The sequence below is a fragment of the Listeria innocua genome, from assembly GCF_028596125.1.
GTDB classification, from domain to species: Bacteria; Bacillota; Bacilli; order Lactobacillales; family Listeriaceae; genus Listeria; species Listeria innocua.
The window spans coordinates 2,657,544-2,684,051 of sequence record NZ_CP117229.1 but is presented as its reverse complement, the minus strand read 5'-3'; the positions used below and the strand labels follow the sequence as shown (position 1 = coordinate 2,684,051).

Below are 26,508 nucleotides of genomic sequence, written 5' to 3'. Positions count from 1 at the left end.
TTATTCAAAAAGGGAATTTTAAAATAGGTTTCTTGATTAAAATATAGATAAAATGAGTCAATAATTTGCTCAAATGAAGGAGAAGTTGCAGTGAAAAACATAATTAAAAAAACAGGGATCGTAATCATGGCAGCATCCCTTGCAGTAAGTGGCTTTTTAGTAAGTCCGAAAGCAGCACAAGCCGCGGAAGCACCAAATGTAAATGCAAACGCAGCAATCGCGATTGAAGAGAGTACTGGTAAAATTTTATATTCAAAAGATGCTGATAAGCTAATGGGAATTGCATCCATGACGAAAATGATGGATGAATACTTATTACTTGAAGCTATTGATAAAGGACAATTGAAATGGGACGATAAAGTAACTATTTCTGAATATGCCTACAAAGTTTCTCAAGACACTTCCTTATCGAATGTTCCACTTAGATTAGGTGAAGAGTATAGTGTTCAAGAATTATATGAAGCTATGGCGATTTATTCCGCGAATGGGGCTGCAATTGCCATTTCTGAAAAAATAGCGGGTTCTGAAAAAGAATTTGTTGATTTAATGAACAAAAAAGCAGAAGAATTAAAACTAGGCGATCACCAATTTGTTAACTCGACTGGACTTAACAATGAAGATTTAAAAGGTGGCCAGCAAGTGGGCGGTCCAACAGATGAGAACAAGATGACGGCTCGCGGGATGGCAAAGCTTGCGAAACACTTAATTGATGATTATCCTGATGTTCTTAAAACAGCTAGTACAACGAAAAAAGAATTCCGTAAAGGCACATCTGACCAAATTGACATGTCGAACTGGAACTGGTTACTACCAGGATTAATTTACGGTCGTAAAGGTGTCGATGGCTTGAAAACCGGAACTACTGATTACGCTGGAATGTGTTTGACTGCAACAGCTGTACAAGACGGCATGCGAGTTGTTACCGTGGTACTTCATGCTAACGGCGGTGGTAAAGGTGAACATACGAGTGCTCGTTTTGACGAAACAAACAAAATGCTAGATTATGCATTTAACAATTTCAAAGTAAAAGAAGTACAAAAAGCAGGCTCGAAAGTGAAAATTCCTTCTACAATCGCTGTAGATAAAGGTAAGGAAGACACAGTTGGACTTATCACAAAAGATGCTGTGAAGCTAGTTGTACCAAAAAACGACAATGAACCTAAATTAAGCACTAAAGTTAAACTGAAAGAAAAAACCTTAGAAGCACCAGTTAAAAAGAATACGGAAGTTGGCGAAATGGAAGTATCCTTAAAAGATGGCGACAAATTAGGTTATCTTGATGGAACACAAACAGAAAATATTAAAGTACTAACTGCTGGCGATGTCGAAAAGGCAAACTGGTTTGCACTTTCCGCTCAAGCAGTAGGTTCTTTCTTTAAAGGCATTGGAAGCTACGTTTCTAATGGTGTGCAAGGTTGGTTTAATTAACATAAAAAAGTCGATTTCCTTAACTAGGAAATCGACTTTTTTTTATTTGTTTGATAGTCTTTATAAAACCATAATAAGAAAAAAACAATACTAATAGTAAAAAATATAATTGGCACTATAATAAGCTTTGTGCCCAGTAAACTCTGATTGACGCTCCCATCCATAAAACCAGATTGAATCAATAACCCTCTTACAACCCCTAATACCTGGATAACAAAAAGTAAAATAAGACCAATAAAACCACTTCTAACAAAAAGATTAAAATTCATATGTATGTTCACCTCTGTTTTTATTTTTCTGTTCTAAATTACGTTAACATAAAATTACTGAGATGAAAATGAAAAGAAGACTTTGTATGCTAGAAAAAACCACTCAAAACTAAGAAACTGATGAAATAAAAAAAGAAGTTCTCAATGTTTAACATTTGAGAACTTCCTTTTTTCTATTTATTTCAGACCATAAAAAGCGTCTATCTACTCAATAACAAACTGATTATGATAAAGCTCAGAATAAAATCCTTCCGCCTTCATCAGCTCATCATGGTTACCTTGTTCAATCACTTCACCTTGATGTAGTACGACGATATGGTCGGCATCAAGGATAGTTTTTAAACGATGGGCAATGACGAAACTAGTTCTACCGGAGATAACGTTGTCCATAGCTTTTTGGATGCGGCTTTCGGTTACGGTATCTACATTACTTGTCGCTTCATCTAGAATTAGTAGAGAAGGGTTCGTAATAATAGTTCTCGCAATACTCATAAGCTGCTTTTGACCAACACTGAAAATATTGTTTTCATCACTGATTTCTGTTTCATAACCTTTTTCTAGGTTCATAATGAAGTCATGGATGTTAGCTTGTTTCGCAGCGTTAATCACTTCCTCGTCGCTTGCTTCCGGCTTACCGAAAACAATGTTATCGCGAATGGTTCCTGTAAATAGAACGGAATCTTGCAACACGATACCAACTTGTTTACGAAGAGAATCAAGGCGAATGTCGCGGATGTCGATATCATCAAAGAGAATCGCACCACGGTCGACATTATAGAAGCGGTTAAGAAGGTTCATAACAGTTGTCTTACCAGAACCAGTTGGTCCAACAAGCGCCACCATTTTACCTTTACTTACATCAATTGAAACGTCTTTTAGAACTGGTTTTTCAGGGTCATAAGCGAAATCAACATGATCTAGTTTAACACCTTTATTAATACCATCAATTGTTTGTAAGTTCTCGCGTTCAACTTCTTCTTCCTCTGCAAATACTTCACTAACACGACGCGCACCAGTGATTGCTAGTTGTAGCAAGCTGTACTGGGACGAAATTTGTGTTAGTGGCATATAGAATTGTTGTGAATATTGAACGAACATAACGATTAAACCAAGAGCGGCTGTGCGTTCAAGGTCGCCGTTTAGAGCTAACCATCCACCGAAGAAGATAACGATAGCTGTATTTAATAATGAAATACCTTGCATCATTGGGAAAAGTAAACCGGAGTAAACTTGACCTTTGTAAGTTGCGTTTTTAACAACATTATTTTGTTTAACAAAGCCCTCAATAGTTTCTTCTTCTAAGCCATTTGTGATAATAATTTTTTGACCAGAAATTTTTTCGTCAATGTAGCCGTTCAAAACACCTAATTCATCTTGTTGAATATCAACGAATTTGCGGGCTTTTCGAATGATTATAGTCGCAATTATAATCGCAAATGGAGCAGATATTAAAGTAACAAAGGCTAGTTCCACATTTTGCTGGAACATCATGATGATGACACCAATCATTAATGCAATGTTTGATAGCACTTGAATCAATGCTTGGTTGAGTGTGTTAGAAATGTTATCCAAGTCACTAGTGAAGCGACTCAGCATTTCGCCATCATTGCGGCTATCGAAGAAACGAATCGATAGTTTTTCCATCTTGCGGAAAAGCCCTATACGCATTCTGTTCGTCGATTTACCAGCTACCCCTGTCATAATGATACTTTGGATAAAAGTGGCAGCAGCGAGCAGTACGTAGCAGAGAATCAGCATCCAAATGATATGGATGAAGTCGCTCTTGTCATCAACACCTGTTCGCATTAAACGAACAACATAATCACCAAGCTCTTGAACAGCATTACCAATATATTGTGGTGCTTTTACTTGAAGGTATGTCGCAAAAACTACAGCAATTAAAATGACAAAAAGTTGAGGCTTATAACCCCGCAGATAGTGCCAGAAAAAGCGGCTAATTTGTTTAAACTCTTTCATTATGCGGTTACCTCCTTGCCTTTTTGAGTGTCGTAAATTTCACGGTAAGTTTCATTTTCTTTCAGAAGTTCTTTGTGGGAACCAACGCCAACGAGTTTACCTTGATCGAGCACGAGAATTTTATCTGCTTGAATAACAGAAGAGATTTTTTGTGCAATGATGAAAGTAGTTGTGTCGTCTAGCTCTTTATTAAGTGCTTCTTTGACTAATTTCTCGGATTTTGCATCAAGGGCACTTGTGCTGTCATCAAGAATTAGTACTTTCGGCGAACCGATAACTCCGCGTGTAATGGATAGACGTTGTTTTTGTCCACCAGAGAAGTTATTACCGCGCTCAGAAACAGGAGCTTCATAAAGTTTTGCTTGTTTATCAATAAATTCTTTCGCTTGTGCTATTTTACTTGCATGTTCCATTTCATCGATTGTCGCGTCTTTTTTACCATGACGTAAATTGTCTGCGATTGTTCCTGAGAAAAGGATTGCGCGTTGGAGCACGAAGGAAACGGTGCTACGAAGTGTTTTCTTATTGATGTCTTTTAGGTTAGTACCACCAATAATAACTTCACCTTCAGTTGGATCATAAAGGCGTGGAATTAGCTGGGCAAGAGTCGATTTACCGGAACCTGTTGCGCCAACAATACCGACCATTTCACCAACATTCGCTTTAAAAGAAATATCTTCAAGTGCAGGTGTATCGTCACCATCATATTTGAAACTAACGTTACGGAACTCAACAGTACCTTCTAAATCTTGTTCAGGCGCATTTTCATTGTATGTAATATCTGGTTCTGTTTCGAGAACTTCAGTAATACGTTTCAAGGAAATAAGCGCACGAGAGGCCATCATCATTAGCATACCGCCGATAATAATTGCCATCATGATTTGCATTAAGTAGTTCATGAATGATGCGATAGCCCCGATAACTTCTGGGTTTTCAGCAGCCATGTCACCTACGAAGAAAATAGAAACAACAATTGCTAAGTTAGAAACGAGCATAAATGCAGGAATCATGACAGAAAAAAGAGTTCCTACAATGATAGTGTGACGAGTTAGTTTGTCACTGACAGTTGTGAAACGTCCGATTTCGTTATCTTCTTGAACAAAAGATTTAACAACGCGCATTCCGGCAAGGTTTTCTTTTGCGATAGAATTTACGCGGTCAATTAACTTCTGGATAATCGCAAAGTGTTTACCCATAGAGCCAAATGTGAAGACAACAATCAGCACTACGAGTACAACAAGCACAATAATTACCCACCATAATTCAGGTAGAGTAAACATCGCTAAAATAAATGCCCCGATAAACATAATCGGAATTCTTGTTAGCGACTGTAGTGAAAGCATCACTAAATTTTGTACTTGGGTAATATCGTTTGTTTGTCGAACAACTAGATTACCTGTCGAAAGTTTTTCAATGTTACTAAATGAAAATGTTTGGATTTTACGGAAACTAGATTCACGAATATCTGCGCCGACACCTTGAGCGACTTTGGCAGAAAGAATCGTGTTTAGAATCCCAGCGATAAGGCCAACTGCGGCAATACCGATTAGAAGTGCGCCTATGGAAGAAATTTCATCCATATTATCCTTCATGATGGCGTCTAGGACTTGCTGAAGTAATTTTGGTTGCCATAGTTGTGAGATAACCATGACTACTACAAACAAAGTAGATAATGTTGCTTGTAGCTTGTAATTTTTAAGATGATGAAACAATACTTTCATGATTTTCCTCCCTTGGAAAACGGAAATAAAGACGTGCGAACACATATTCTAATATAGTTTGTGAAAATTTGCAAGTAATTTTTTCACTAATTCTAAATATGGCGAAAATATGGCAAATATACTGTCGAAAATCACTTTTTAATTGTGAAAAAACCTATTGATTATTGTTTGATTTCTACTTCTACAAATCCTCTTACACTATTTATTAACCACACAAAGTCAGCCTCGAAAAGGTCTTTTTTCATTAGTGTTTTTTCGGAAATTTTGTTTTTTGCTAATAAATCTGCTCTCATGGTACCTGGGAGAAGACCTGAACTCACTGGTGGTGTGAAAAAACAGTCTTTTATACCTAGAACTATATTCCCGGTAGTAAATTCTGTCAGCTCGCCACGCTCATTCCAAAGCAATGTTTCCTCGGTTTCAGTGCTTTTCATGTCTTCATAAACAGATCGATTAGTGGTTTTATGATAAAGGAATAAATCATCAGTTGAGACGGGACTTTTTGCCAGTTGCGCGGTTATTTGTTGATTTTGCGTACTTATTTCGGTTAGTTCTAAAAGGTGCGTGCCATTTGGATGGAGTAAAAATCTTAATTTATATGTTCCAGCTGGATTGTTTCGCGCTGTTTTCCGCCATAGTTCCACAATTTTTTCACCGTCAAAAGGAAAACCGAAAAAATTTGCGCTTGTTTGAAGCCGTTTTAGATGAAAGTCTATCCGGGAAAGCGCTCCGTTTTCAAGGCGTAAACATTCAATTAAAGAAAACTTAGTTGCTTTTTCTAAAATGGCTGATTTTGCATGAATCTCGGAAAATTCACTTTCGGCATCAGAATCCCAAACAATACCGCCACCAACACCATAAGTTGCTTTATTATCTGCAATGGAAATCGTTCGAATTGGCACATTAAAAATTGCATTTCCATTAGGTTCTAGGAATCCAATCGCGCCACAGTATACGCCTCGAGGTGAATCTTCTAGCTCTGAAATAATTTCCATTGTCCGGGCTTTTGGGGCGCCAGTTATTGAACCACAAGGGAAAAGCGCCTCGAAAACTGCGGTTAAACTAGTATCAGGAGGTGTTTCTGCGGTAACAGTAGACGTCATTTGCCACACTGTTGGGTAAGGTTCTAAAGTCATTAATTTAGGCACTTTTACGCTACCGGGCACTGCAATCATCCCAAGGTCATTTCGTAGTAAATCAACAATCATCACATTTTCGGCACGATTTTTAGGATCATTTTTTAACCAATCATGTGCTTCTAAGTCAGCTTGTTCCGTACTTCCGCGGCGAATGGTGCCTTTCATTGGACGTGTCGTCAAGATGTTTTCCTTCCATTTAAAAAATAGCTCGGGTGAAGCGGAGATAATCTGAAATTCATCCGTTTCAAGTAGCGCTGTATAGTTTGCTTTTCCAACTTGTTGCAGCGATTCAAAAGTGGCTTGGGCAGAAAACTCACTTGGTACATCACTTTGAAGCCGAACAGTGTAGTTGATTTGGTACGTGTTTCCAGCAGCAATTTCCGCTTTAATCTGTGCTATTTTTTCCGCATAATCCTGGTAATCCGTATCCATTTTAAAAGAAAGTGGTGCAGTGTCTGAGTTTTCGGTAGGTGCAGTCGTGAAGTTGTCGTATACACCAAACCAGATAAGTGGCATGTTCTCGGCAGGTTGTTTGGTTTTTAAATTACTACGAAAAGCAGGAGCGGTCTCATAACTAACAAAGCCAGCAACGTATTTTCCGGATTTTTGGGCTTCTTCGGCAGCTTTCATAATAGGAAGTACTTCCGATAAATCGCGTGCCACCAGTTCGCGAAGTGGATTTTCAAAAATCTTTACCGAACCTTCAAAATCAAAACGTAATAAACTCATTTGGCAGCTCTCCCCAGTCGTACAAAGTTTTCTAAAATTGCGTGTCCGTTTTCAGATAGGATTGCTTCAGGATGAAATTGGACACTATAAATCGCTTTTGTCAGATGCTCTAAACCCATTAAAACCCCATCATCTGTTACAGCGGTCACTTTCAAATCAGCTGGCACAGTATTTGGGTCGATAACTAAAGAATGATAGCGGGCAACTGAGAATCTCGAATCCAGTCCAGCAAATAATCCTTCACCGTGATGCGAGATAATACTAGTTTTTCCGTGAACAGGAAGGTCCGCCTGAACCACTTTTGCCCCGAAAAAATGACCAATCATTTGATGGCCAAGGCAAATCCCGAGAATGGGAACGTTAATTTTGTCTAGTAGAGCTAAACTTTCTGGAAAATCATCTGGAGAACCAGGTCCGGGTGAAAGAATAACCATTTCAGGCGCTAATTGGTCGAATGCTTGAAGCGAAAAATCTCTAGCAGAAACTACCCGCACATCTTCCTTAAGCTCTAAAAAATATTGGTATAAATTATATGTAAATGAGTCATTATGATCGATTAATAAAATCACTTCAAATCCCCCTAGTCAAAACGGTTATACTCTTTTATAGCAAATAGCTACGGAGATAACAAGCCTGAAATGTTTGAAGCCTGAAAACAAGTGGAAATGTACACTAAATAACCAAAGGAAGGTGTTTTAGATGGAAAATGAACTAGAAGATAAAATTCTCGCCATTTTAGAACAACATCAAGTTGGGGTATTAACCTCTGTACAAGGCGATTTTCCGCACGCTAGATATATGACGTTTCTTCATGATGGCTTAACACTTTATACACCATCTGGAAAAGAACTACCGAAAACAGAGGAAGTCCGTAGAAATCCGCACGTATGCGTTTTAATTGGCTATGATAGCCCCGGATCTGCCTTTTTAGAAATCAATGGTTTAGCATCACTGGAAGAAGATGAATCTATCAAAGAACGCATCTGGGAAAATATCTCTAAAGACTGGTTTCAAGGCGAAGATTCACCATCCTTTGTCGTTATAAAAATTGTTCCGGAACAAATTAGAATACTGAATTCTGATGATGACGGTCCAGACACGCTCGATTTAATTGGTTAAAGATTTGCTTGTAATTTAAGCGGATATGCGATAGAATAACTTTAAATTAATACGAAAAGCGAAGACAAGAAGTAGTAATGAGGTAGAATTTCTAAAGAGAGCCAGTGGTTGGTGCGAACTGGTGAAGTTTCCTTATGAATCCATCTTGGAGTGAGTGGTGGAAAGCATAGTTTTGCGAGTAAATCATTCCGGCTGGGTCCGTTAAACCTAAATGAAGCTGGGGATTTTTTTAAGTCCCAATAAGGGTGGCAACGCGGTTAACTCTCGTCCCTTTCCTGTTAATTCGGGAAAGTACGGGAGTTTTTTATATGGAAAAAAATAAAGGAGGAGTTAGCATGTTAGATGTTAAGTTGTTACGTAATAATTTTGAAGAAGTAAAGCAGAAGTTGCAAAATCGCGGGGAAGATTTAGGTGAATTTGAGAAATTTGGCGAGTTAGACAAACGTCGTCGTACACTGATTGTGGAAACAGAAGCGCTAAAAAGCCAGCGTAATGAAGTATCTCAAGAAATCGCTAAATTAAAACGCGAAAAACAAGATGCTGATGCTAAAATTGAAGAAATGCGTGTCGTTGGTGATCGTATTAAAACATTAGACATCGAATTAAGAGAAATTGACGAGAAGTTAGATACGATTTTAATGTCGATTCCAAATATTCCGCATGAGTCTACTCCGGTCGGTGAATCGGAAGACGATAACGTAGAAATCCGCAAATGGGGTGAAGTTCGCGAATTTGATTTTGAACCAAAAGCTCATTGGGACTTAGGAACTGACCTAGACATTCTTGATTTCGAAAATGCTGCAAAAGTAACTGGCAGCCGCTTCGTTTTTTATAAAAAATTAGGTGCAAGACTGGAACGAGCGCTAATTAACTTTATGATGGACTTGCATTCGAATGAACATGGCTATGAAGAAATGCTTCCACCGTACATGGTAAACCGCGCGAGCATGACTGGAACTGGTCAATTGCCAAAATTTGAAGAAGATGCATTTTTAATTGAAGCAGAAGATTATTTCCTTATCCCAACAGCGGAAGTACCAGTAACAAACTACCACCGCGAAGACATTTTAAAAGCAGAAGATTTACCAAGAAAATATACAGCATTTAGCGCATGTTTCCGTTCTGAAGCGGGATCTGCGGGTCGTGATACACGTGGCTTAATTCGCCAACATCAATTTAACAAAGTGGAATTAGTTCAATTTGTTAAACCAGAGGATTCCTACGCGGCGCTTGAGAAATTAACTGGAAACGCAGAAGAAGTATTGCGCCGACTAGAATTACCATACCGCGTACTAAGCATGTGTACAGCTGACTTAGGCTTCACTGCTGCTAAAAAATATGATTTAGAAGTATGGATTCCAAGTTATGATTCTTACCGTGAGATTTCTTCTTGCAGTAATTTTGAAAGCTTCCAAGCAAGACGCGCTAACATTCGTTTCCGTCGTGAACCAGGAAGCAAACCAGAATACGTGCATACATTAAATGGTTCCGGGTTAGCACTAGGTCGTACAGTCGCTGCTATTTTGGAAAACTACCAAGAGGCAGATGGCTCTGTACGCATTCCGAAAGTACTACAAGGTTACATGGGCGGTATCGAAAAAATCGAATTACCAAAATAAATGGAAGAAGGAACTGTAATGGCGAACCTTAGCGAATTACCAAACATTGGCAAAGTACTGGAGCAGGACTTAATAAAAGCTGGGATAAAAACCCCAGCTGAGCTAAAAAATGTTGGAAGCAAAGCAGCCTTTTTACGTATTTGGGAAAATGATTCAAGTGTTTGTTTAAGTGAACTATGTGCGCTTGAAGGAGCCGTACAAGGCATCAGGTGGCATGATTTAGACGAAGCAAAGAAAATCGAACTCAAAAAGTTTCATCAATCCTTATAAAAAAACGACGATGCATATTCGCATCGTCGTTTTTTTATTTCCCGGGAAATAGTTATTTTAATTGTTGTTCCGCAAAAGAGGCGTAGAGCGGATGAGAAGCCACTAATTCGCTATGTGTGCCCCGACCAGTTATTTCCCCGTGTTCAATAAAGAGAATTTGATCGGCATTAACAATAGTGGAAAGGCGGTGAGCGATAACAAAAGTAGTGCGCCCCTCCATCAAGTTCGCTAAAGCTTGTTGAACTATTTGTTCGGATTGGCTATCTAAGCTTGCTGTCGCTTCGTCTAACATGAGAATATTCGGGTTGCGTAAGAAAGCTCGTGCAATTGCAATTCGCTGTCTTTGGCCTCCAGAGAGCTTCACGCCACGTTCGCCGACTTCGGTTGCCATTTTGTCAGGAAGTTCGGAAATAAAGCCGTCTGCATAAGCTAGTTTTGCTACATTCCAAAGCTCTTCTTCGTTAATTTCTCGGTCCAGACCGTAACAAAGATTGTCGCGAATTGTGCCTGAAAGCATCGCACTTTCCTGTGAAACGTAACCGATTTGTGAGCGCCATGAGTTAATCGAAATCTCAGAAAGAGGAATATCACCTACTAAAATTTCTCCAGTTTTCGGTTGATAGAAACGCTCTAAAATCGCAAACAAGGTAGATTTACCGCCACCACTTGGACCAGCGAATGCGATAACTTCCCCTGGTTTTGTATCAAAAGAAACATCTTTTAAAATCGGTTCACCTTCATTGTAAGAGAAGGAAATATCAGTGGCGCGAATCGTTTTTCCGCTCACATCTACTTTTTTACCAGCATCGAAATCTTCTTCTGCTTCATTTAAAATATCTGCAATGCGTTCTGTCGCTCCCTTTGCTTTTTGAAGTTGCGCGAAGAACGTTGCAAAAGAGGTTACTGGGACGATAATTTGGAATAGATATAGCAAGAATGCGATTAATGTACCAGTAGTCATAGTTCCAGCTGAAACTCGAATCCCGCCGTAACCGATGATACCAACAATAACTCCCATTACAACAAAGAAAATTAAAGGTCCAAGTACGGCAACAACTTTCGCCTCTCGAATACCGAATCCGAATAGGCGATTGATTCCTTTATGACCAGCTTCTGTTTCACGTGTTTCCGCATTAGATGCCTTTACGAGCCTCGCTTCAGAAAGGGTTTGACTAATGGAACCAGTGAAGTCTGCTGTTTCATTTTGAAGACCTTTAGAGATTTTAAACATTTTCTGACCGAGCGGCGCAACGACTAACGCTGTAATCGGAACAGCAATTAAGATAATTAGTGTCATTTTCCAGTCCATAAAGAATAGGATAATAATCGCACCAACCACGGAAATAATCCCTGTTACAAATTGCGGTAAATGATCGGCAATTAGTTCCTTGACTACGACTGTATCGTTCACCATGCGGCTCACCATTTCACCCGTTTTTGTATTATCAAAATAGGAAACTGGCAAGTGCACGATTTTTCGCCATAAACGTTCGCGGATGGTAGCTACAACTTTCTGCCCCATATAATTAAGCAAGAAAATCGAGAAACCGTTTGTTATAGCTTGCAAAATAAATGCAAGAACAATCAAAGCCACCATTTTTACATCTAACGAAGCTATCGAAAAGCCATCAATTAAGTTTTTTGTAAAAAGTGGGACTACAAGGCCAGCAACAGTAGTTACAACACTGGCGATTAAAGCGCAGAATATTATCCAATTTGCAGGCTTTGCACTAATAATTAACTGGAAAAAATTCCGCCAACTATATTTTTTCTGATCCATTTATTTCACCCTTCCTAATTTTCCCATCCATATAATGCTTACTTTTTAAGTATAATCAATTTACCAAATAATAAACCAGTCTAAAGTGGTAGTTATGGAATTATTTTCTCGATTTGAATATTTAAAGAAAAGTAACAAAAAATTCGAATTTATGTCAAAAGCTCACATTTATAAGTGATAAAAATTAAGAATTATAATAAACAATGTAATATAGTTATCTTAAATTGAGTTTTCAGCATTTTTTGAAAGCCTATGAACGAGATTTCCAATATAGTGTTTATGATATAATTACGAGTAGTTTTTTCAATATTATATAGCAAAGGAGAGAGTATGCTATTCTTAAAAGAGCTTGAATCCAATCTAACGGTTAGCAAATTAATGGAGCTGTGCTTTGAACATCCAAATTACAAAGACTACTGCTCGGTTATCAGCACGAAGAAGGGTGAGGTTCTAGAAAGTTTAAGTCCGACTGGGACAAAAGTATATTTTGTTCTAAGTGGCATATACGGGATGATTGTAGAAAAAGATGCAGAATTGGAAGAAGAAAACTGTAAAGAATGCATTGTTCGTTTCTTGCAAAAAGGAGATAGTTTTGGACTTTACCATTTGTTTTATGATGAATGGAGCCCGCATGTTTCGATGCAAAGTCTAGGTCATGGAGAGGTTATGGAAGTAGATAGTAATTTCTTGTTTTCCGTGTTTGATAAGGAAGATGAGAACAACTTTTTCATGATTAAAGTAATGGCAGAAGAACTACGGGAAGCACATACTTTTGCAAAACTAAGCTTTTTAAAGAAAGAAGAACGAATTCGCAAAGCCATTCTCAAATGCGCTCAAACTCTAGGAACGTTTTCTGATAACGGGATATTGCTACCAAAAGAAGTCACGCAAGAAGTTCTTGCAAGATACACCAATACATCACGTGAATATGTGGCTCACACAGTCATGCATTTAATTAAAGAGGATATAATTAGAAATAGACCTAAGCCTCTACTAGTGATGGACAAAACTCGTTTATAACTTTGTTTCACGTGAAACTTTTTTAGAATGCTTCAATTGCATTCTTTTTTTTGTGGAAAAAAGCACTTCGAAAGCATTATTTTATCTTTTGCGTTATAATGGCTCTGTAATTGAAAGCGCTTGATAGAAAAGGAGGATGTTTCAATGAGATTTTTTATCGATACAGCGAACGTAGAAGAGATTAAAAAGGCGAATAGAATGGGGTTTATTGCTGGTGTTACAACGAACCCATCACTAGTTGCCAAAGAAGGCCGCGATTTTAATGAGGTTATTCAAGAAATCACATCCATTGTTGACGGACCGATTAGCGGCGAAGTAGTAAGTTTGAAAGCGGAAGAGATGATTGAGGAAGGCCGAGTCATTGCTAAAATCCATCCAAATATGGTTGTTAAAATACCTATGACAGGTGAAGGTTTGGCAGCAGTAAAAGTTTTGACGGAAGAAGGGATTAAAACTAATGTCACGTTAGTCTTTTCTGCTACACAAGCATTACTGGCAGCGCGGGCAGGAGCGACATACGTATCCCCGTTTTTAGGTCGTTTAGATGATATTGGTGACGACGGACTGGTGCTCATTCGTGATATAGCAGAAATTTTTGAAACACATGGTATCCCAACAGAGATTATTTCAGCAAGCGTGCGCCATCCGATTCATGTCATTGAATGTGCCAAGGCAGGTGCAGATATTGCTACAGTGCCTTATAAAGTATTTGAACAAATGTTAAAACATCCTTTGACCGACAGCGGAATTGATAAGTTTCTTGCAGATTGGGAAGCTGCTAAAAAATAACGAGGAAGGTTTCTAACTATGAATCAAACATTTATCGTAAAAAAAGAACACATTAGCAAGTATCCAAATCCACTTTTTGTTAATAAAAATGAGTCTATTTGGGTGTTTGATGAAGATACAGAATACCCTGGCTGGATTTTTTGCAAAGTGAAGTCATCGGATAAAGAAGGCTGGGTTCCAAAACAAATTATTCAGTTAGGCAGTGACGGAAAGAGTGGGACCGTGACAGAAGATTATTCGGCGCGCGAATTAAATGTAAAACCTGGGGATAAATTAGAAAGCAATCGAGAGCTTAATGGCTGGGTTTGGTGCGTAACGGAAGATAATGAAGCTGGCTGGGTACCACGAGAAAATCTAGAATCCTAAATTGTTTCACGTGGAACATTTTAAGTAAATATAGCAAAAAAGCGAAGGGTTTAGTTTTACTTTCGCTTTTTTTGTGGAATAATTAAGGATAACGATAGAAGAATCTAGGTGAACTTATGGAAAATTGGAAGAAGAATTTGTATGTTGTTTGGGTGGGGTGTTTTCTTACCGGGACTGGATTAAATTTAATCATGCCATTTTTACCATTATATATTGAAGAACTCGGCGTACATAATCCCGACCAAGTAAGTTTATGGTCAGGTGTGGCACTGAGCTCAACATTTTTAGTATCAGCAATTATGTCGCCGGTTTGGGGCAAATTAGCGGATCAAAAAGGACGGCGCATTATGCTTTTACGTGCTGCACTTGGAATGGCGATAGCAATGATTTTGATGGGACTTGTCAGCAACGTTTACCAATTTGTAGGTTTACGTTTATTGATGGGGATATTTTCAGGATACATTTCCACGGCTAATGCGCTAATCGCAACACAAGTTCCGCGTCACCGCAGTGGATGGGCGCTCGGTGCTCTATCAACAGCAGCAGTATCAGGCGTATTAATCGGTCCATTAATTGGTGGAGCGCTATCTGACTCATTTGGCGTTAGACCAGTGTTTTACATTACAGGCGCTCTTTTATTAGGTAGTTTTTTCTTAACACTTTTCTTTGTTAAAGAGAAATTTACACCAGTAGAAAAAAAGGAAATGCGGTCAGGAAAGGAAGTTTTCTTATCATTAAAAAATCCTGGCTTAATTATCTCGCTGTTTATTACGACAATGATGATCCAAATTGCATCCAATTCCGTGAACCCTATTTTGACATTATATGTGCGGGATTTAGCGGGAAATGCGCAAAACATTGCCTTTATTAGTGGGATGATTGCTTCAGTACCAGGGGTTGCAGCCTTGATTGCTGCACCACGACTTGGAAGGTGGGGCGACCGAATTGGTTCAGAACGAATACTGCTAGGCGCGCTCATCGGGTCCATGTTGCTACAAATACCAATGGCTTTCGCTCAAAATCCGATGCAACTTGGTATTTTGCGTTTCTTATTAGGTCTCACAGATGGTGCGTTACTTCCGGCAGTCCAATCACTACTAACTAAAAATACACCTCGCGAAATTTCCGGTCGAATTTTTGGTTATAATCAATCTTTTCAATATATCGGCAATGTCATCGGTCCGCTTGTCGGATCAAGCGTGGCGGCGCATTTTGGCTACGGAGATGTCTTCCTTGTAGTTGCTGGTTTTATTTTTATCAATGTACTAATCAGTTTTTATTTTAACCGAAAAATGCATAGAGAGAAGGGAAATCATGCCAACTGATCTAATAAAATTACCCGGAATAGGCAAGAAAATGGTATTAATGCTAAATGAAATTGGGATTGAAAAAGTTGCTGATTTAAGAGGAAAGAATCCGCTTGATTTATACGAAAACACTTGCGATAAACGAGGCGAAAGAATGGATCCTTGTGTACTTTATACGTATCGCTGTGCAGTCTATGTTGCGGAAACGGATGAAGCGGAGCAAGATGTTGATTTACGAAAATGGTGGAACTGGAAAGATAAACAGCATATAAATGAAAGGAATTTAAAAGATGAATAATTTGAAAGAAGCGATTAAACAAGCAGAACATATTGTTTTTCTAACGGGAGCGGGCGTTTCAGTGCCTTCAGGAATTCCGGATTATCGTTCGAAAAATGGTTTGTATGCGGGGATGAGTAGCCCTGAATATATGCTTAGCCATACGTGTCTTGTGCGGGAACCCGAGAAGTTTTATCAATTTGTCACAGAAAATATGTACTATCCAGATGCTGTCCCAAACACTATTCATCGTAAAATGGCTGAAATCGAAGCGGAGAAAAACGTCACTGTTATTACGCAAAATATTGATGGCCTTCATGAAAAAGCTGGCTCTAAGAAGGTAGTTAATTTTCATGGTAGTTTGTATCACTGCTATTGCCAAAAATGCGGAAGAAGTGTTTCAGCAAGCGACTATTTACAGTCAGACATCCATGCAGATTGTGGTGGGGTCGTTCGGCCAGATGTGGTGCTTTATGAAGAAGCGATTTCAGAAAGCGCGATAGACCAGTCACTTGCAGCTATTCGGGAAGCCGATTTAATCGTTATTGTTGGCACTTCTTTCCGCGTGAGTCCGTTTTGTAATTTAACGGATTATCGGAATAAAAAAGCGCGAATTTTTGCTGTGAATAAAGAACGAATTTCGCTTCCATATCCTTTTGAAATGATAGAAAATGATGCTGTGAAAGTTTTTGCGGAGATTTGAAACCTTGCAGTAATGGGGGTGGCGTGATAAAATTTTCTTAACCGGGAAATTGTCCGGAATATTTTGAGAAAATAAGGAGTGGAGAGTTCCATATGAACCCTGACCCCGAGAGTCAGCAGATTATCTTGCAGTTAATTCTTATTGTGGTGTTGACAATGCTCAACGCGTTCTTTGCCTCAGCAGAGATGGCCCTTGTATCACTGAACAAAAATCGGGTGAAAAACCAAGCAGAAACCGGTGACAAAAAAGCCGTAATGCTTGCTAAACTCGTAGATGATCCAAGTAAATTTTTAGCTACTATTCAAGTTGGGATTACGCTTGCTGGATTCTTTTCCAGTGCGTCAGCCGCGACTAGTATTGCGACTAGGCTTGAATCGGTTTTTGGCGGAAGCAGTTTTGCGAAAGAGTTATCCATTATCGTCGTAACTATTGTGTTATCTTATATCACGTTAGTTTTCGGTGAGCTTTATCCAAAACGTTTAGCACTCCAAAAATCAGAAAAAATTGCCCGTGTTTCTGTACGACCAATTATGGCAGTTGGTGTTGTGCTTCGTCCGTTCGTAAAATTCCTATCTTTTTCAACAGATATTCTTGTGAAATTAACGAGAATGGAGAAAAATACGGATAATGAAAAAATGACGCGAGAGGAAATGCAGCTACTGATTGAAACCGGTCGACGTGACGGCATTATTGAGGTAGAAGAATTACAAATGCTTCGTGGTGTATTTGAAATGGATAATAAATATGCGCGTGAAGTGATGGTACCACGGACAGATGCGTTTATGATTGATGCCGAAACAGAATCGGAAGAACTTTGTGACGCATTATTAAGTGAGAATTTTTCAAGGGTTCCCGTCTATACAGGCGACCAGGACTCGGTGCTAGGTATTCTGCATATGAAAGATTTTTTTGCGGAAGCGAGAAAGTCAGGCTTTGAAAACATTGATGTGAAATCGCTCGTTAAAAACGCGTATTTTGCCCAAGAGACGATGTTTATTGATGACTTACTTAAGAATATGCAAAGAACTAGAAATCAAATGGCAATTTTAATGGATGAATATGGTGGCGTAGCTGGTATTGTCACTGTAGAAGATTTATTAGAAGAAATTGTTGGCGAAATTGACGATGAAAATGATGTGTTTTCTGATGAAGTCAAAAAAATTGATGATAATACATTTATCGTTGAAGGCCGCATGCCACTAGATGATTTCAACAAAATGTTTCACGTGGAACTTCCAGCGCGTGGAGTTGATACTGTAGCTGGCTTTGTGCTTACTTTAACTGGGACAATTCCGGAAGAAGATGATAAAGTAGTAGTAGAATATGATACCCTTCGATTTACAGTAGAAGAAATGAATGATGCTAGACTGGTTTCGGTTCGTGTCGAAAAAGACATTCAAACAAGCGAACTCGAACAGCTGGCTTAATGATAAAAATAAAAGTGCGGTATGAGAAATCTGTCCGCGCTTTTTTCTTAGGAATGAGGTTTTTAAAATGCCAAATATTAAAGACATAGCCAAATTAGCGGGAGTTTCAGTGACGACAGTATCACGTGTGCTCAATAACCATCCGTATGTTGCGGAGGAAAAAAGAGCCCGCGTGCAAGCTGTTATTGATGAATTAGACTATTCTCCTAACCGTAGCGCCATGGATTTAGCGCGTGGTAAAACAAATACGGTTGGCGTGATTATACCTTATAATGATCATCCGTGGTTTGACAAAATTGTGAATGGTATTTTAGAAGCAGCTTTTAAAAATCGTTATTCGGTGACACTTTTCCCAACAGGATATGATCCGAAAGAAGAAGAAAAGTACTTGATGCGGCTTAAAACGAAACAGGTGGATGGCCTAATTATTACTTCGCGTGCCAATAATTGGGATGTGATTTTGCCATATCTTGCTTATGGTCCCATTATTGCATGTGAATACGTGGAGTCCAAAGATGTATCTTGTTCCTATATTGACCGAGTAAAGGCCTACCGCGCGGGGTTTCAATTTTTACAAGATGAAGGTTATAAAAAAGTGGCATTCACAGCAGGACGGGCCTCGCGGGAAAGCACAAGTACATATGGGAAAATTAACGCATATGAGCAGGTTTTTGGTCCAGTTGGTGAAAATCGTTTTTTAAGTGAGTGCTATACATTAGAAGATGGTGTAAAAGCTGGAAAATACTTTTTTGCTGAAGGGAAAGACTGGCCTGATGCGATTTATGCGAATGGTGATGAGGTTGCAGCGGGTGTTATGTACCATGTGAAGGAGCTTGGGTTACGCGTGCCAGAAGACGTCGCTATTTTAGGGCAAGAAAATCTCCCAATTGGTAAGGCTCTTGAAATCACAACCCTTGATCATAACCTAAAAAAATTAGGAGAAAATGCTTTTTCGATTTTTGAACAAGGAAAATTACAACGAATTAAAGTGGAACATGAATTAATTAGAAGGAAAACGGTATAAAAGCTAGTCGCCGCCTCATTTTTAAAATATTTTTATGAAATTGCTTGACATGAAACCCATTTCATCATTTAAAACTAATATATAAGGTGATGAAGGAGGCGAATGGTATGAAATTAGATGGAGTATGCAAAATTAGTTCAGCCCTAGGAATGGAATATCAATTCGGAGAGTTTTACATCGATAGAGATTATCTTGTTTTTGACCAAAACTTCAGCTTAGGTATGAAAAAACGGCAAACTTTTCCAGTTGCGAAATTAGGACAGATTGCTTTAGTTCGAGAAGAAGAGGAAATCCTGCTCACTTTTAGCTGCGATAATATCGAATTTGAAATAAATGGGAATTCTCATGCTAATTTGCGCGAATTTCGGGATTTGCTTCAAAATAAAGGCACTAATAGCTCAGATATTCAAAAAGCTGAAAATAAGAAAAAAGCGAGATACACAACTCACCATTATCACAACTTCGCTAAATCTTGAAGGAGGAAATTATATGTATAAAGCAATAATTTTTGACGTAGATGGAACGATTCTAGACACGGAGAGAGCTGTTTTGCATTCTCTTCAAGCGGTTTTAGCCGAAGAAGGATTAAGTTATGAACTAGATGAATTACGATTTGTACTTGGAATTACTGGGGCAGCTGCGGTTGAACAGTTAAATATTTTGGATTCAGAGAAAGTATTGGACAAATGGATTGAACGTGAAGCAACTTTTATTGAAGAAGTAGAGGTTTTCGAAGGTATTCATAAAGTTCTGCATGCCATTCCAGAAAGCGGCGTAGTTACTTCGAAAAATGCGTTAGAAATGGAGAAAGGTTTCTATCCATTTGATATTCAGGATCATTTTCAAGCAATTGTTTGTGCGAGTGATACAGAAAACCATAAACCTCATCCAGATCCACTGCTGAAAGGGTTAGAAATTCTTGGAAGAGAGCCACATGAGGTGCTTTATGTCGGTGATTCTTCTTATGATATGAAATGTGCCCATGCGGCCGGAGCTCATTTTGGCTTAGCGCTTTGGGGTGCGAAGACAACAGATGGCTTTGAAAAAGCAGAACTTGTCTTTGAAAAACCAGAAGATATTTTAGCGTATGTAAGTAAATAAGTAAAACCCGCCAACCTTGAATGAAGGCTAGCGGGTTTTTTCGTTATAATTTAGTGTAATGTTCATCGGATACGGGCTCTAACCAAGTAGTTCCCCCTATATCCACATTTGTTGAAATGGCTAAGTGGACAAACCAGCTATCTTTCGTAGCGCCGTGCCAATGTTTCACGTCTTTCGGGATAGTTACCACGTCACCCTCTTTAAGTAACTGAGCGGGTTTTCCTTCCTCTTGATAGTAACCAGTTCCGCCTGTTACAAGTAGGATTTGCCCGCCGTCATGTTTATGCCAGTTATTCCTGGCTCCCGGTTCAAACGTAACGTTCCCAATCGGACAATTGTAAACAGTATCTTCTGCGACAAGCATTTTTAAATAAGCATTACCGGTAAAGTAGTCATTAGTAATCAGTTCACCTTTATCAAAAATAACGCTGTTTTCTAGTGTACTCATTATAAATTACCCCTTTCGACATTAAAATCTTTTAGTTCTTTTTGAGCCGGAATGAGGTGGGTATCGTAATTATCTATTTTGAAGTCAAGTCGATCAAGCGCTTCTTGCATAACATCAATGCGATTTTTCAACTCCATGCGTTGTTCTTTCAGCAATTCGGCGCGAGCTTCTAGCGTGTGTTCGCCTTCTCGGAAAAGTGCCAAGTAATCAATTAATGCTTCAATAGATAAACCAGCGCGGCGCATTTGACGACTAAACAAAATCCAGCGTATGTCTTCTGCGCCAAATTTACGAATGCCATTTTCATTACGATATATAGGTGGAATTAAACCAATGCGTTCGTAGTAGCGAATTGTATCAGCAGAAACACCACTTTTTTCACTCGCTTCTTTGATATTCATTGTTAAGTCTTCCGAAGCATCCACCACATAAAAGCTAATTTTATTTTTGGTCATAGCCATTCTCCTTTACTGATTTTCTATAATGATTGTATTCCTTGGAGTTAACTTTAAGTCAAGCGAAAAAGCAACCATGATCATTTATTCATGATTGCTACTATTTGTTTGAAGTGTAGACAGATAAGCTAAGAGCAACCCATCCATTTTGCGGAGTGATAAGTTTGTTTGTTCATAGAATTTGTCCAAACGATATTGAATTGTATTTCGGTGCATAAAAAGTTCTTTGGCAGTAAGGCTGATGTTTCCTTGGTTTTTAAATAACGTATGAATTAAAGGAATCCAAGTATCATCTTGATGGAAAAGGTTGTTGAGTTCACTCGTAATTAAACTTTCTTTCATTCTTAGCGCGATGACTTTTAAACTTTCGGAAGCGACGGTTTGGACAACTTCACGATTATTATGGTCAAAAATGGTACGTTCCTCTGCAAATAAGCCACGTAATTTCGCATTTAACGGATGAAAGAGCCCCATAAAGAAAGTAGATTGAATATAAAAATCATTTTCAAGAGTACCGGCAACAGCAATAAGTTCTTCTTCCCCGAGGAGTGAACCGGTGGACTTTTCAATAATCACACCATAACTCGCCGAAAACATAATTAGTTCAGCATCCGGACTAAAGAAACTGAGTAGCGCTTTTTGCCATTCTTGCAACATGCTTTTGGTAGTAGTAGTTTTAATATGAAACTGTGTTATTCGGTAAGTTTCTTTTTCATTCGTAATCGTGACGGCTTCATTTCCAAATAACAAATCGAACCAAAACTGAGTAGATTCTTTTGTAAATGTTGGTAATGGTTTTGGAAATAACGTATGTAGTAACGCCGCTTCTTCTTCTGAAAGGTCACTTTTGGGGATAGTAAAATAATACGGTTCCTCGAAAAAAGAAAACGTATCTGTAGTTGATTTTATTGGGTTTTTTGAAACGACTATATTGGGATATCTATTTTTTAATATTTTAATCTGCACAGTGGATAGCACCCCTTCTCTACTCTTTATTTTTACAAAAGAAAGATAGGAAGTCAAATTATTGCCCGGGAAATAAAAAGGTTGCGCAGTCAACCAAATTACTGCTATACTATAATGGTTGACGCCGCAACTAATTATGTGGCGGATTTTTTTATGAGGAGTCGGATAAATGGCAGATAGACATGAAAGCTTAGCGAAAGCCATCGCAATTATTCATCGTTCAGAAAGCACTTTTAAAAATAAAAAGTTACTTGAAACTGGTCTTAATATAGGTCAATTGCGGTATTTATGGACGCTTTATAAAGAAGATGGTATTTCTCAAGAATCAATGGCAAAAAGGTTTATGGTGGATAAAGCCAGTGTGACGCGCCATATAAAGCGCCTTGAAGATCTTGGGATGATTCGCCGAGAAATGGATACAAGAGATAGACGTATTCAACGGATTTTCGTGACTGAAACAGGATTTAAAATGCGAGAATTAATTGAAGAAGTTACAGCTGAATGGTCTGCACTTTTAACGGCAGGGTTTAGCGAAGAAGAAAAAGATGACTTAATGCATTTGATAGGACGACTTTCTGATAATGCGATTATGGCAGTTGAAGGAGGAGAGGTCGAATGAAAGAACAGAGTAAACGATTAGGTGAAGATAGTATTCCATCACTCATGGCGCGTTTGTCGATTCCGGCATTTATCGGTATGTTTGTTATGGGAATGTATAATATTGTTGATACGATTTTCGTGTCATATGGCGTTGGTCCGTCAGGGGTTGCAGCACTTTCGATTGCTTTTCCCGTTCAAATGATACTGATGGCGATGGCGGCGATGTTTGGTATTGGTGGTGCTTCAATTATTTCCCGCTCGCTCGGTGCCGGTGAACAAAAACATGCGGATAAAGTATTCCATCAAGTTATCTGGTTAGTACTTATTTCCAGTATTTTTATTGCAATTGTAACCTTTATATTTTTAGATCCACTTATTACGCTTTTCGGGGCACCAGCGGATATTCATGATATTGCGAGTGATTTCTTATCGCTTATTTTACTAGGCGCAGTGTTCCAAACCTTTGCGATGGCGATGAATAATATCGTGCGTTCGGAAGGTAATGCGAAAACAGCGATGTTAACCATGATTATTTCCGCTATTTTAAATATGATTTTAAACCCGATTTTCATTATGGGATTCGGTATGGGCGTTCGTGGTTCAGCGCTTGCAACCGTTATTGCGCAGGCTGTTGGCGCGATTTGGCTCTTGATTTACTTTTTATCAGGAAAAAGTACTTTATCTTTAAAAGGGTTCTCATTCCGAATGGATTTCCCGCTGATTCGCCGGATTATGGCAATCGGGTTCCCGTCATTTATTATGATGTCCGCAGGGAGTATCGTAACGGTTGCGGTAAACTGGATGCTTAATATTTATGGCGGAACAATGGCGATTGCGGTTTACGGAATTGCCAACCGAATTGCTTCTTTCGTAATTATGCCGATCAATGGTGTAACACAAGGGATGCAACCAATCGTTGGCTTCAACTACGGATCGAGACAATTCGAACGTGTAATGAAAGCTGTCAAAGTATCAATGATTGCAGCAACTGTCATGTCACTAATTGCTTGGGGCTTGGTAGAAATTTTCCCAGGAATGCTCGTACGAATTTTCTCTAATGACCCAGAATTGATTGCACAAGGAACAAATGCTGTTAGATTTATGCTTCTAGCTGCCCCAACAATTGGTTTCCAAATTGTCTGCGGAGGGCTATATCAAGCGCTTGGTCGAGCACGGATTTCCTTTATCATTTCCTTAATGCGCCAAATCATCTGTTTAGTACCACTTTTACTTATTTTGCCGCAGTTCTTCGGTTTAGATGGTATTTGGTATGCTTTCCCATTAGCAGATTTAGGCGCGTTCACCGTCTGTCTTGTGATTATGAGCAAAACATGGGGCCGAATTTTTAAAAATCCCGAGATAGTTTAAGGTAAAATGAATTGGGTATTTTCTAACTAGTGTCTTAAAAACAAAGGAGCGATTTTTATGGCAAAAATGTACCCGTATTTGGCTTTTGAAAATGCAAAAGAGGCTTTAGGATATTATGAAGAAGTGTTCGGAGCAACGAATATTTCAAGGCTTCCAGTAAGTGAGGAACAAAGCGAAATGTTTGGTCTAGCAAAAGAAAACCTAGAGAACACAACTGTTCACGGTGGCTTTACCGTCCTTGGGGCAAATTTATTTTGTTCAGATTCATTCGGCAAAGAAGTAAAACCATCCAACCAAATCTCGATTATGCTCGATTCTAACAGTGAAGACCCAGCGGCAGTAGCCGACGCCGATGCTTTCTTTGAAAAAGTGAGCTCATCGGGAAGAGTAACTGTAACGTTACCTTTCGAAGAGCAATTTTGGGGCGGGAAAATGGGACAATTCGTCGACGAGTACGGCATCTCCTGGATGATTCATACACAACCTTATTCTAAATTATAAAAAACAAGTGGACCAGATATTAGTTATCTTGGTCCACTTTTTTATTTGGATTCACTTTTTTCATTAAGTAATGTTCGCCGATGCCAGGAATGACAAACGATTTACCAACTTTGCGGTAGCCATGTTTTTCATAAAAACCAACAGCGACAATTCGCGCATTGCACCAAATAATATCTGCGCCGTGCTTCCAAATTTCCGCTTCACCTTCTGCAAGTAATGCTGTGCCGAGGCCTTTCAAGCGCATCCGTCGTTCTGTTGCCACACCGCGAATTCGGTACTGAGCAGGATTATTAATAATGGCTGATTTTTCCGGATAAAAACTCGCAACTCCAAGTAAAACATCCTTTTCAAAAGCGCCTAAATGAAAAGTACCATCCATATCATCATTAGGGTAAATTGCGTTTTCTTCAGGCTGTTCTGGGCGAAGAACCCGGTGCCTAATATCTTGCGTGTCTTTTGCTTTGATTTGCTTGATTTCCACGGCGCCCACCTCCACGTTATTTCTTTCTATTATAACCAATCTTTCTAAAATATCTATTCAAAAGTTAATTTTGTTTCATATGAATAACCGTGAACCAGCTCTTGATTAATCCAAGCCACCGTTTCTTGTAAAAGGTAATTTTCATTTTCTGGAGGCGTTTCTAAGTTTTGCGGCGTGACAAAAGCTTGCCGCTCACTTGATAATAAACGCCGTTCACCAAGTGCGCCAATAGAATGATCTAGTTCAATGAAAAGATAAGCCTGCCCGTCTAACATAAAAAAACCAGGAAACTGCTGATAGCTTTTCGAAAGACCGAGGCGACTCACAGTTTTCTGAACTTCTTGATGGAAATCTGGGTCGTTTAAAATATCCGCATGAACAGGTGTTAGAAGTGGCTCTGTAAGCAAAAGTCGGGCCGTTGTTAGAGGTTGTGTTGTTTCAGTTTCCCGTTTTAATAAACCTTGATAACGGTCAATAAGCCACTTTTTACGGGCAATGCGAGCTTCTTCATCCTTTAATTTTTGTTGATATTTAATAAGCAAATCGGGTAAGCTTTCCGATGTGTTTTTGTCGAGATATTGTTTGAGTTCTTGCAAGGAAAACCCCATATATTGCAACGCTTGAATGAGGTTGAGTTGTTCTTCTTGAGCCGTTTTGTAGTAGCGATACCCAGAAGTCGGATCGGTAAAAGCGGGGACCAAAAGCCCAATTTTATCATAATAGCGCAGTCGTTGAATGGAGAGTTGGCTTTTCTTTGCCATTTCCCCAATGGAAAAAAACGGTTCCACATTTATCACCCTTTCGTCTTGACTCTATAGTTACTATACACTTTATCATAAAGGTAATTCAAAGCGAGAGGTGAAAAAAATGAAAATTATTGTGGAAAAAGATTACGAAAATATGAGTAAAACAACGATGCAACTGCTTTTAGGGAAAATGTATCAAGACAAAAAGGTTCATTTGGCAATCACAGCAGGCTCCACACCGAAGCGAATGTACGAACTGATGGTGGAAGAAATGAAAGAAAAGGCACCACTGACAAATGTAAGCTATTATAATTTTGACGAAATTCCAATTGGAAACGAAAAATATGGCGTAACTATTGGTAATTTAAAAGCGATGTATTTTGATCCGGCGGGCATTCCAGAAGAACAAATTCACATGCTAGATACGAAAAACTATACAGACCATGAAGCACATTTGAAAGCAGTTGGTGGCTTGGATGCGATTTTAATCGGGATTGGTGAAGATGGTCACTTCTGCGGAAACTTACCTGGTGTAACCAAATTCGGCGATGAAACGCGACTTGTTTCCGTTCAATCACGCCCAGATATGTTCGATATTTTGCTAGGAGAAGTTGGCGGCGATGCAGAAAAAGTTCCAGAATACTACGTAACAATGGGACCAAAAAGCGTCATGCACGCAAAAGAAGTCATCCTATTCGCAAACGGCAAGAAAAAAGCAGCGATTATCAAAAAAGCCCTACAAGGCCCAGTGACAGAAGACATTCCAAGCTCGATTTTCCAGTTGCACCCTAATTTCACAGTTGTGCTGGACGAGGAAGCGGCGAGTGAGTTGAATATTTAAAAGAAAACCCAACCTTCTATTTAGGAAGGCTGGGTTT

General features: G+C 39.0%; 29 protein-coding genes and 1 other annotated feature. Of the genes, 18 read left to right on the top strand and 11 right to left on the bottom strand.

The window, feature by feature from the left end:
* Positions 1–90 precede the first annotated feature (90 nt).
* Positions 91–1,428 (top strand): D-alanyl-D-alanine carboxypeptidase PBPD1, encoded by a 1,338-nt coding sequence (pbpD1, locus tag PQQ29_RS13970; protein WP_010991435.1) that lies wholly within the window; start codon positions 91–93, stop codon positions 1,426–1,428.
* 23 nt (positions 1,429–1,451) lie between these two features.
* Here pbpD1 and PQQ29_RS13965 read toward each other — a convergent pair whose 3' ends face one another.
* The 5 genes from PQQ29_RS13965 to PQQ29_RS13945 all read right to left on the bottom strand — a co-directional run bounded on the left by PQQ29_RS13965 (position 1,452) and on the right by PQQ29_RS13945 (position 7,832).
* Positions 1,452–1,697, bottom strand: coding sequence for a hypothetical protein (locus PQQ29_RS13965; protein WP_187983817.1), 246 nt, complete (start codon positions 1,695–1,697; stop codon positions 1,452–1,454).
* Between the two features lie 204 nt (positions 1,698–1,901).
* A complete protein-coding gene (locus PQQ29_RS13960; protein WP_010991433.1) occupies positions 1,902–3,674 on the bottom strand; it encodes an ABC transporter ATP-binding protein in 1,773 nt (590 codons plus the stop codon).
* Complete coding sequence (locus tag PQQ29_RS13955) at positions 3,674–5,395, bottom strand: ABC transporter ATP-binding protein (RefSeq protein ID WP_010991432.1); 1,722 nt, start codon at positions 5,393–5,395, stop codon at positions 3,674–3,676. The genes PQQ29_RS13960 and PQQ29_RS13955 overlap by 1 nt, the downstream gene beginning before the upstream one ends.
* A gap of 161 nt (positions 5,396–5,556) precedes the next feature.
* Complete coding sequence (pabB, locus tag PQQ29_RS13950; protein ID WP_187983818.1) at positions 5,557–7,263, bottom strand: aminodeoxychorismate synthase component I; 1,707 nt, start codon at positions 7,261–7,263, stop codon at positions 5,557–5,559.
* Positions 7,260–7,832 carry an anthranilate synthase component II gene (locus PQQ29_RS13945; protein WP_185484560.1) on the bottom strand — a complete coding sequence of 191 codons (573 nt, stop codon included), beginning with the start codon at positions 7,830–7,832 and terminating at the stop codon, positions 7,260–7,262. The genes pabB and PQQ29_RS13945 overlap by 4 nt, the downstream gene beginning before the upstream one ends.
* Positions 7,833–7,962: 130 nt before the next feature.
* Between PQQ29_RS13945 and PQQ29_RS13940 the strand changes: the two genes are divergently transcribed.
* From PQQ29_RS13940 to PQQ29_RS13930, 3 genes are all read left to right on the top strand, one after another.
* Positions 7,963–8,382: a pyridoxamine 5'-phosphate oxidase family protein gene (locus PQQ29_RS13940; protein ID WP_003772827.1), complete on the top strand. Its 420-nt coding sequence runs from the start codon at positions 7,963–7,965 to the stop codon at positions 8,380–8,382.
* Positions 8,383–8,434: 52 nt separating this feature from the next.
* Positions 8,435–8,657 (top strand) — a binding site (T-box leader).
* Positions 8,658–8,717: 60 nt separating this feature from the next.
* The gene (serS, locus tag PQQ29_RS13935; protein ID WP_033838414.1) at positions 8,718–10,001 is read left to right on the top strand and encodes a serine--tRNA ligase; all 1,284 of its coding nucleotides are present in this window, start codon (positions 8,718–8,720) and stop codon (positions 9,999–10,001) included.
* A gap of 18 nt (positions 10,002–10,019) precedes the next feature.
* A complete protein-coding gene (locus PQQ29_RS13930; protein ID WP_185547627.1) occupies positions 10,020–10,271 on the top strand; it encodes a TfoX/Sxy family protein in 252 nt (83 codons plus the stop codon).
* Positions 10,272–10,323: 52 nt separating this feature from the next.
* Here the strand turns inward: PQQ29_RS13930 and PQQ29_RS13925 are convergent, their stop codons facing one another.
* A complete protein-coding gene (locus PQQ29_RS13925; RefSeq protein ID WP_003772831.1) occupies positions 10,324–12,051 on the bottom strand; it encodes an ABC transporter ATP-binding protein in 1,728 nt (575 codons plus the stop codon).
* A 330-nt stretch (positions 12,052–12,381) separates the two neighbouring features.
* On the opposite strand from PQQ29_RS13925, the gene PQQ29_RS13920 reads away from it, so the two are divergent.
* The 10 genes from PQQ29_RS13920 (at position 12,382) to PQQ29_RS13875 (ending at position 20,065) form a co-directional block, all read left to right on the top strand.
* Positions 12,382–13,071: a Crp/Fnr family transcriptional regulator gene (locus tag PQQ29_RS13920; protein WP_003764343.1), complete on the top strand. Its 690-nt coding sequence runs from the start codon at positions 12,382–12,384 to the stop codon at positions 13,069–13,071.
* Between the two features lie 144 nt (positions 13,072–13,215).
* The gene (gene fsa, locus PQQ29_RS13915; RefSeq protein ID WP_003768664.1) at positions 13,216–13,860 is read left to right on the top strand and encodes a fructose-6-phosphate aldolase; all 645 of its coding nucleotides are present in this window, start codon (positions 13,216–13,218) and stop codon (positions 13,858–13,860) included.
* Between the two features lie 18 nt (positions 13,861–13,878).
* Complete coding sequence (locus PQQ29_RS13910; RefSeq protein ID WP_003764341.1) at positions 13,879–14,226, top strand: SH3 domain-containing protein; 348 nt, start codon at positions 13,879–13,881, stop codon at positions 14,224–14,226.
* A 116-nt stretch (positions 14,227–14,342) separates the two neighbouring features.
* Positions 14,343–15,551 (top strand): multidrug efflux MFS transporter Lde, encoded by a 1,209-nt coding sequence (gene lde, locus PQQ29_RS13905; RefSeq protein WP_003772833.1) that lies wholly within the window; start codon positions 14,343–14,345, stop codon positions 15,549–15,551.
* Entirely contained in the window at positions 15,541–15,831 is a 291-nt protein-coding gene (locus PQQ29_RS13900) for a helix-hairpin-helix domain-containing protein (RefSeq protein ID WP_187983819.1), read from the top strand. Before lde ends, PQQ29_RS13900 begins: the two co-directional genes overlap by 11 nt.
* Positions 15,824–16,513: an NAD-dependent protein deacylase gene (locus tag PQQ29_RS13895; RefSeq protein ID WP_003772836.1), complete on the top strand. Its 690-nt coding sequence runs from the start codon at positions 15,824–15,826 to the stop codon at positions 16,511–16,513. Before PQQ29_RS13900 ends, PQQ29_RS13895 begins: the two co-directional genes overlap by 8 nt.
* A 92-nt stretch (positions 16,514–16,605) precedes the next feature.
* Positions 16,606–17,940 (top strand): hemolysin family protein, encoded by a 1,335-nt coding sequence (locus PQQ29_RS13890; RefSeq protein ID WP_003772838.1) that lies wholly within the window; start codon positions 16,606–16,608, stop codon positions 17,938–17,940.
* 67 nt (positions 17,941–18,007) lie between these two features.
* Positions 18,008–18,964 carry a LacI family DNA-binding transcriptional regulator gene (locus PQQ29_RS13885; protein ID WP_010991425.1) on the top strand — a complete coding sequence of 319 codons (957 nt, stop codon included), beginning with the start codon at positions 18,008–18,010 and terminating at the stop codon, positions 18,962–18,964.
* A 107-nt stretch (positions 18,965–19,071) separates the two neighbouring features.
* Positions 19,072–19,440: a hypothetical protein gene (locus PQQ29_RS13880; RefSeq protein ID WP_003764329.1), complete on the top strand. Its 369-nt coding sequence runs from the start codon at positions 19,072–19,074 to the stop codon at positions 19,438–19,440.
* 13 nt (positions 19,441–19,453) lie between these two features.
* Positions 19,454–20,065, top strand: a complete 612-nt coding sequence (locus tag PQQ29_RS13875; protein WP_003772840.1) for an HAD family hydrolase — start codon at positions 19,454–19,456, stop codon at positions 20,063–20,065.
* A 43-nt stretch (positions 20,066–20,108) separates the two neighbouring features.
* Here the strand turns inward: PQQ29_RS13875 and PQQ29_RS13870 are convergent, their stop codons facing one another.
* The 3 genes from PQQ29_RS13870 to PQQ29_RS13860 form a co-directional block, all read right to left on the bottom strand.
* Entirely contained in the window at positions 20,109–20,513 is a 405-nt protein-coding gene (locus PQQ29_RS13870; protein ID WP_187983820.1) for a cupin domain-containing protein, read from the bottom strand.
* Positions 20,513–20,968, bottom strand: a complete 456-nt coding sequence (locus PQQ29_RS13865) for a MerR family transcriptional regulator (protein ID WP_003764326.1) — start codon at positions 20,966–20,968, stop codon at positions 20,513–20,515. Before PQQ29_RS13865 ends, PQQ29_RS13870 begins: the two co-directional genes overlap by 1 nt.
* Before the next feature lie 84 nt (positions 20,969–21,052).
* Positions 21,053–21,934, bottom strand: a complete 882-nt coding sequence (locus tag PQQ29_RS13860) for a helix-turn-helix domain-containing protein (protein WP_187983821.1) — start codon at positions 21,932–21,934, stop codon at positions 21,053–21,055.
* Between the two features lie 169 nt (positions 21,935–22,103).
* On the opposite strand from PQQ29_RS13860, the gene PQQ29_RS13855 reads away from it, so the two are divergent.
* The 3 genes from PQQ29_RS13855 to PQQ29_RS13845 are packed head-to-tail and all read left to right on the top strand — an operon-like array spanning position 22,104 to position 24,403.
* A complete protein-coding gene (locus PQQ29_RS13855) occupies positions 22,104–22,553 on the top strand; it encodes a MarR family winged helix-turn-helix transcriptional regulator (protein ID WP_003768632.1) in 450 nt (149 codons plus the stop codon).
* Complete coding sequence (locus tag PQQ29_RS13850) at positions 22,550–23,902, top strand: MATE family efflux transporter (RefSeq protein ID WP_187983822.1); 1,353 nt, start codon at positions 22,550–22,552, stop codon at positions 23,900–23,902. Before PQQ29_RS13855 ends, PQQ29_RS13850 begins: the two co-directional genes overlap by 4 nt.
* Before the next feature lie 57 nt (positions 23,903–23,959).
* A complete protein-coding gene (locus tag PQQ29_RS13845; protein WP_003727648.1) occupies positions 23,960–24,403 on the top strand; it encodes a VOC family protein in 444 nt (147 codons plus the stop codon).
* A 19-nt stretch (positions 24,404–24,422) separates the two neighbouring features.
* Here the strand turns inward: PQQ29_RS13845 and PQQ29_RS13840 are convergent, their stop codons facing one another.
* Positions 24,423–24,884 carry a GNAT family N-acetyltransferase gene (locus PQQ29_RS13840; protein WP_010991421.1) on the bottom strand — a complete coding sequence of 154 codons (462 nt, stop codon included), beginning with the start codon at positions 24,882–24,884 and terminating at the stop codon, positions 24,423–24,425.
* A gap of 53 nt (positions 24,885–24,937) precedes the next feature.
* The gene (locus PQQ29_RS13835; protein WP_010991420.1) at positions 24,938–25,672 is read right to left on the bottom strand and encodes a MerR family transcriptional regulator; all 735 of its coding nucleotides are present in this window, start codon (positions 25,670–25,672) and stop codon (positions 24,938–24,940) included.
* Between the two features lie 79 nt (positions 25,673–25,751).
* Between PQQ29_RS13835 and PQQ29_RS13830 the strand changes: the two genes are divergently transcribed.
* A complete protein-coding gene (locus PQQ29_RS13830) occupies positions 25,752–26,471 on the top strand; it encodes a glucosamine-6-phosphate deaminase (RefSeq protein WP_187983823.1) in 720 nt (239 codons plus the stop codon).
* The last annotated feature ends 37 nt before the right edge of the window (positions 26,472–26,508 follow it).

Coding starts and splice junctions, on each gene's coding strand:
- pabB (WP_187983818.1), bottom strand. CDS start 7,263: ATGAGTTTATTACGTTTTGATTTTGAAGGTTCGGTAAAGATTTTTGAA.
- PQQ29_RS13830 (WP_187983823.1), top strand. CDS start 25,752: ATGAAAATTATTGTGGAAAAAGATTACGAAAATATGAGTAAAACAACG.
- PQQ29_RS13845 (WP_003727648.1), top strand. CDS start 23,960: ATGGCAAAAATGTACCCGTATTTGGCTTTTGAAAATGCAAAAGAGGCT.
- PQQ29_RS13870 (WP_187983820.1), bottom strand. CDS start 20,513: ATGAGTACACTAGAAAACAGCGTTATTTTTGATAAAGGTGAACTGATT.
- PQQ29_RS13850 (WP_187983822.1), top strand. CDS start 22,550: ATGAAAGAACAGAGTAAACGATTAGGTGAAGATAGTATTCCATCACTC.
- PQQ29_RS13965 (WP_187983817.1), bottom strand. CDS start 1,697: ATGAATTTTAATCTTTTTGTTAGAAGTGGTTTTATTGGTCTTATTTTA.
- PQQ29_RS13930 (WP_185547627.1), top strand. CDS start 10,020: ATGGCGAACCTTAGCGAATTACCAAACATTGGCAAAGTACTGGAGCAG.
- PQQ29_RS13895 (WP_003772836.1), top strand. CDS start 15,824: ATGAATAATTTGAAAGAAGCGATTAAACAAGCAGAACATATTGTTTTT.
- fsa (WP_003768664.1), top strand. CDS start 13,216: ATGAGATTTTTTATCGATACAGCGAACGTAGAAGAGATTAAAAAGGCG.
- PQQ29_RS13900 (WP_187983819.1), top strand. CDS start 15,541: ATGCCAACTGATCTAATAAAATTACCCGGAATAGGCAAGAAAATGGTA.
- PQQ29_RS13875 (WP_003772840.1), top strand. CDS start 19,454: ATGTATAAAGCAATAATTTTTGACGTAGATGGAACGATTCTAGACACG.
- PQQ29_RS13865 (WP_003764326.1), bottom strand. CDS start 20,968: ATGACCAAAAATAAAATTAGCTTTTATGTGGTGGATGCTTCGGAAGAC.
- PQQ29_RS13960 (WP_010991433.1), bottom strand. CDS start 3,674: ATGAAAGAGTTTAAACAAATTAGCCGCTTTTTCTGGCACTATCTGCGG.
- PQQ29_RS13855 (WP_003768632.1), top strand. CDS start 22,104: ATGGCAGATAGACATGAAAGCTTAGCGAAAGCCATCGCAATTATTCAT.
- PQQ29_RS13885 (WP_010991425.1), top strand. CDS start 18,008: ATGCCAAATATTAAAGACATAGCCAAATTAGCGGGAGTTTCAGTGACG.
- PQQ29_RS13940 (WP_003772827.1), top strand. CDS start 7,963: ATGGAAAATGAACTAGAAGATAAAATTCTCGCCATTTTAGAACAACAT.
- PQQ29_RS13890 (WP_003772838.1), top strand. CDS start 16,606: ATGAACCCTGACCCCGAGAGTCAGCAGATTATCTTGCAGTTAATTCTT.
- lde (WP_003772833.1), top strand. CDS start 14,343: ATGGAAAATTGGAAGAAGAATTTGTATGTTGTTTGGGTGGGGTGTTTT.
- PQQ29_RS13880 (WP_003764329.1), top strand. CDS start 19,072: ATGAAATTAGATGGAGTATGCAAAATTAGTTCAGCCCTAGGAATGGAA.
- PQQ29_RS13920 (WP_003764343.1), top strand. CDS start 12,382: ATGCTATTCTTAAAAGAGCTTGAATCCAATCTAACGGTTAGCAAATTA.
- PQQ29_RS13910 (WP_003764341.1), top strand. CDS start 13,879: ATGAATCAAACATTTATCGTAAAAAAAGAACACATTAGCAAGTATCCA.
- serS (WP_033838414.1), top strand. CDS start 8,718: ATGTTAGATGTTAAGTTGTTACGTAATAATTTTGAAGAAGTAAAGCAG.
- PQQ29_RS13925 (WP_003772831.1), bottom strand. CDS start 12,051: ATGGATCAGAAAAAATATAGTTGGCGGAATTTTTTCCAGTTAATTATT.
- PQQ29_RS13955 (WP_010991432.1), bottom strand. CDS start 5,395: ATGAAAGTATTGTTTCATCATCTTAAAAATTACAAGCTACAAGCAACA.